This window comes from Schlesneria sp., assembly GCF_036405755.1.
In the GTDB taxonomy this organism is placed as follows: domain Bacteria; phylum Planctomycetota; class Planctomycetia; order Planctomycetales; family Planctomycetaceae; genus Schlesneria; species Schlesneria sphaerica.
Genome location: NZ_DASWWZ010000390.1, coordinates 1 through 4,448 on the forward strand (window position 1 = coordinate 1; position 4,448 = coordinate 4,448).

At 58.2% G+C, this 4,448-nt stretch carries 3 protein-coding genes; 2 read left to right on the top strand and 1 reads right to left on the bottom strand.

Going from position 1 to position 4,448, the window contains the following annotated elements; all coding sequences use genetic code 11:
- Positions 1-850 (top strand): DUF1553 domain-containing protein (locus tag VGE80_RS13535; RefSeq protein WP_440593046.1); only part of this gene is annotated, 850 nt, incomplete at its 5' end.
- A gap of 102 nt (positions 851-952) precedes the next feature.
- Here VGE80_RS13535 and VGE80_RS13540 read toward each other — a convergent pair.
- On the bottom strand, positions 953-2,812 hold the full coding sequence (locus VGE80_RS13540; protein ID WP_440593047.1) for a phospho-sugar mutase: 1,860 nt from the start codon (positions 2,810-2,812) through the stop codon (positions 953-955).
- Positions 2,813-3,058: 246 nt separating this feature from the next.
- Between VGE80_RS13540 and VGE80_RS13545 the strand changes: the two genes are divergently transcribed.
- Positions 3,059-4,135: a mannose-1-phosphate guanylyltransferase gene (locus tag VGE80_RS13545; RefSeq protein WP_397568693.1), complete on the top strand. Its 1,077-nt coding sequence runs from the start codon at positions 3,059-3,061 to the stop codon at positions 4,133-4,135.
- The last annotated feature ends 313 nt before the right edge of the window (positions 4,136-4,448 follow it).

Genomic DNA, 4,448 nt, shown 5'->3' on the forward strand with positions numbered 1-4,448 from the left:
CGCCGAAGCATTGTTTCACGAATCACAGGCACTGACGGCTCGCGTCATCACAAACCGTCTCTGGGCACACCACTTCGGACGTGGGATCGTTAAGACCCCCAGCGACTTTGGCACGCAGGGAGAACGCCCTTCGCACCCGGAACTTCTGGAATGGTTAGCAACTCATCTCGCCAGCGATGTCACTCCACCTTCTTCGCGTAACTGGTCGATGAAGCGTCTGCATCGAACGATGATCACCTCCACCACCTACCGCCAGGCCAGCGAAGCTCGGAGTAACCCCCAGGGGGCAGAGGCGATCGCGCTGTCCGTCCAGCTTGACCCCGAGAACCAGCTCCTGGCGAGAATGAGCCGTCGAAGGCTGGACATCGAACCGTGGCGAGACGAAATCCTGGCGGTCGCGGATAATCTCGACAACACCCTGGGCGGCCCTGCCGTCGAACTGGACCTGCCAACAAACCGCCGACGGACGCTCTATGGGAAAGTCGGCCGGGATGAACAACATGATATGCTGCGGCTGTATGACTTCCCTCCTCCGACCTCGCACAGTCCCTCGCGCGACGCCACGACGACCCCACTGCAGCAGCTCTTCGTCCTGAACAGTGAATTCATCGAGACGCAAGCGGTGAAGCTCAGCGCGAAGCTGCACGAAGGTCACCCCGCAGGGACAACGCGAGACAGGATCGTCGCCTGCTACGAACAACTGTTTCAGCGCAAACCGAGCGATGAAGAAATCCGCATCGGCGAGAACTTTCTTCGCCCCGCCGAGAATTCCCCCGTTCCGGAATCAGGACGTTGGCCAGTCTACATCCAGTCGCTGTTCGGTTTGAACGAGCTGATGTTCATCGACTGACACTCGCGGGTCATTCAAACGGGCACTGCGGTCCTGGGACCTCAGTGCCCGTTTTCCATTATCTCTTTAACACTGATACGTCACTGGGTCGTGGTCGCCGGACTACGAGTTCGACACGAGCCATTCCTGCAGAGCGGCCTGCAATTGCACCAGCGCCTGCTGAGCCGTCGACTTTGCTTCGACCAGCGGCATGTCGGCGGGTGTATTCGCGAACAGATAGAACTTGATCTTGGGTTCTGTCCCGGAAGGTCGCCCCGCCAGCGAGACCTGACAGTGACCGAGCTTCCCTTCGAGAATCAGTAAGTCTCCCGAAGGCTGCGGCAACTCGGAAAGGAGGGTGTTCGCGGGAAGTGATTTGATCACGTGTCGCTTGTAGTCGCGCACCGATTGAAACTCGAGCTGCCCCAGAGTCGCGGGTGTCTGCTCCCGCAGCGCCTGCATCATCCGCGCGATCTGATCACTCCCTTCGGCACCCGGACAGACCTGAACGAACTGAGTTTCATGGAAGTACCCATGCTTCTGGTACAGTTCGTCGAGTCGCTCAACCAGCGTCTTTCCAGCCGCCTCGAGTTCACTTGCCAGTTCCGCACCGAACAACGCAGCGACACAGGCGTCCTTATCACGACAGTACTCGCCGGCCAGATAGCCGACGGATTCCTCGGCCGCAAACACGAACTCAGCCGGCCCGTTCTCATCGATCGTGGCAGCAATGTGCTTGAAGCCCACGAGCAAATCGCGAAAGACGCGAACTCCGTAGGATTCCCCAATCGTCGCCAGCATCGGCGTCGTCACCAGCGTTTCAACCAGATAATGCTTCGGTGACAATGTTCCATTGGCTGCTCGCTTACTCAGAACAAAGTCGGCGAGCAAGGCTCCCAGTTGGTTTCCGGTGAGACAGACGAACTGATCTCCCGCAGTCCGTACGGCGACAGCCAGGCGGTCCGCGTCAGGATCTGACGCCATCACCAGCGCATGCCCATGCTGTTTTGCATAGTCGATCGCGGGCTGAAGCGCCTGGGAACGCTCTGGGTTCGGTAAATGGTCGGGGACGTTAGGAAAACTGCCGTCCTGTGCCCGCTGCGGTTCGTACAGTTCGATGTTCGTAAAACCGGCCTGAATCAACGACCGGTAGATCGATGACTCGCCAACACCGTGCATCGGTGAATACAGAATGCGAATCTGCCGCGCCTGCGACAGACTCAGCGCACACACGGCGTTGATGTAGTCCCGATCGACATCGAGACCACTTTGAGGAGAAAGGATGACAATCTTCCCTTCCTTCACAGCCGTATCAAAGTCGATCGAAGGGATCTCTTCTGTCGCATCGACACAATTGATGATCCCCTTATCGTGGGGAGGAAGCACCTGACCTCCAGTGCTCCAGTACGCTTTAAAGCCATTGTCGGCAGGGGGATTGTGGGAAGCCGAAATCATGACTCCCGTATCACATTTCAGATGCCGCACAGCAAACGACAGCTCAGGTGTGGCTCGTGGTTCCGGGAAGAAGTAAACCTGAATGCCATGCGCGGCAAGAATCGAGGCAGTCAGCCGTGCGAACTCGGTCGACCGATGCCGTGTGTCGCGAGCAATCACGGCCCGCAGCGGAACATCGCCGGGGGCGCCCTGCCCTTCAGGTCGAGCGCTCTTCTTGACATAGACGGCCAGTCCGTTCGCAGACTCGGCAATGGTGCGAGCGTTGATCGTAGCCGATCCAAATTCGCTCATGGGACCGCGACGTCCCCCCGTGCCAAACGGAATCCGCTCCCAGAACAGGTTATTGAGAACGTCGAATGCTTCACGCTCGACGAGTTCGAGCAGCTGACTTCGATATTCCGAATAGTAAGATTCCGTCAACCAGCGATCGAGATTTTGCCCGGTTGCAGGGGTGAGTTTTTCACTTTGAACTGCAGCTTTGACCACCTGTCGGGCAGCCTCACATCGGCGATTCACGTCAATTGACATCTGATGCTTCCTGTATTAATGATGTCCGCGCGATGAGGTTCGGTACTGGACCTCAGTTTGATGGCGAAAATCAACGGCGGAATATAGCAAGTCAGGCACGAGAGGAAACCTGCGGTGCAGTTTTCCCGCAGCTGACATGTCGAGAACGAAATACGATCCGTTCGAATTTCGAAGCCTCACCGACCCGGCCATGAAATGCTCTGCAGCAGCCCGCTGAATCAAGCACATTTTGCAGGAACGACGAAAATGTTACATGCAGTGATCATGGCCGGAGGATCCGGCACGCGATTCTGGCCCCAAAGCCGCCGACAGTTACCCAAGCAGTTCCTGCGGATGACGGGAGATCAAACGCTGATCCAGCAGGCCACAGGTCGCTGCCAACCCGTGATCTCACCCGAGCGAACCTGGATCGTCACCGGGGCCGCCCATGCGGTGGAAACCGCCCGGCAATTGCCACAGGTCCCCTCGAATCAGATTCTCGTCGAACCGTGCGGCCGTAACACCGCCCCCTGCATCGGCCTGGCAGCCATCGCAATGCTGGCTGCTGATCCGGATGCCATCATGCTGGTGACTCCCGCCGACCACGTCATCAGCCCTAACGAAAAATTCCAGCAAGCCGTCCAGCAGGCCGTGGAACTGATTGAACAAAATCCCTCCACACTCGTCCTGTTCGGTATCGAGCCTACCTATCCGTCCACGGGATTCGGATACATCCAGCGCGGGGAACGTCTCACCGCGACTTCCCCGGCGTTCCATGTGAAGAGCTTCCACGAGAAGCCCAACCTTCTGACGGCCGCTCAGTTCATGGCGACCAGCGAGTACTACTGGAACTGCGGCATCTTTGTCTGGCGTGCTCAGGCGATTCTGGATGCACTCAAGGAATTTGCCCCGGAAATCGCTGCCTGCCTGGAACGAATCCAGCCCGGAATCGGCAGCGACGAACTGCACCAGCTTCTAGAAACCGAATTCCCCCAGATGCCGTCGATCTCAATCGACTACGCAGTCCTCGAGAAAGCGGCCGGACAGGTCTGCGTACTCGAAGCGCCGTTCCAATGGGATGACGTCGGAAGCTGGCAGGCCTTGCCCCGTCTGCTCGGGGCCGACCAGAACGGAAATACGCTCGACGGAGTCGCCTGTGCCGTCGATACCAAAGGCTGCATCGTGCGCACAGACAATGATCACCTGATCGCGACAATTGGTGTGTCAGATCTGATCATCGTTCACACCCCGACCGCAACGCTTGTCGCAGATAAGCGGGACGAAAACGCCATCAAGATCCTGCTGGCGGAAGTCGAAAAGCGAGGCCTGGAACGCTTCCTCTGATCGACACCGGCTCGATCACAAGCGGATCAATTGCCACGTCGCGTGAACACTGAAACGGCAGTCACGCGACGTGGCACGATCCCCGTGCACGGCGCGCAGACCGTGTTTGATCGAGACGAACTTTGATCGAGACGAACATAGTCACGACATCATTGCCCCGGCTCGCACGGCGAACTGCCGGACCAGCCCCGTAAACTGATCTCCCCGATCAGCGAAATTACGGAACCAGTCATAGCTGGCGCAACCCGGGGAAAGTAGCACGATATCCCCCGGCGCGGACTGCCCCACGGCCCACTCAAAGGCCGCTTCGAGG

Bases quoted from the DNA above. Each gene is read 5' to 3' on its own strand.
- VGE80_RS13545 (WP_397568693.1), top strand. From the start codon at position 3,059: ATGTTACATGCAGTGATCATGGCCGGAGGATCCGGCACGCGATTCTGG.
- VGE80_RS13540 (WP_440593047.1), bottom strand. From the start codon at position 2,812: ATGTCAATTGACGTGAATCGCCGATGTGAGGCTGCCCGACAGGTGGTC.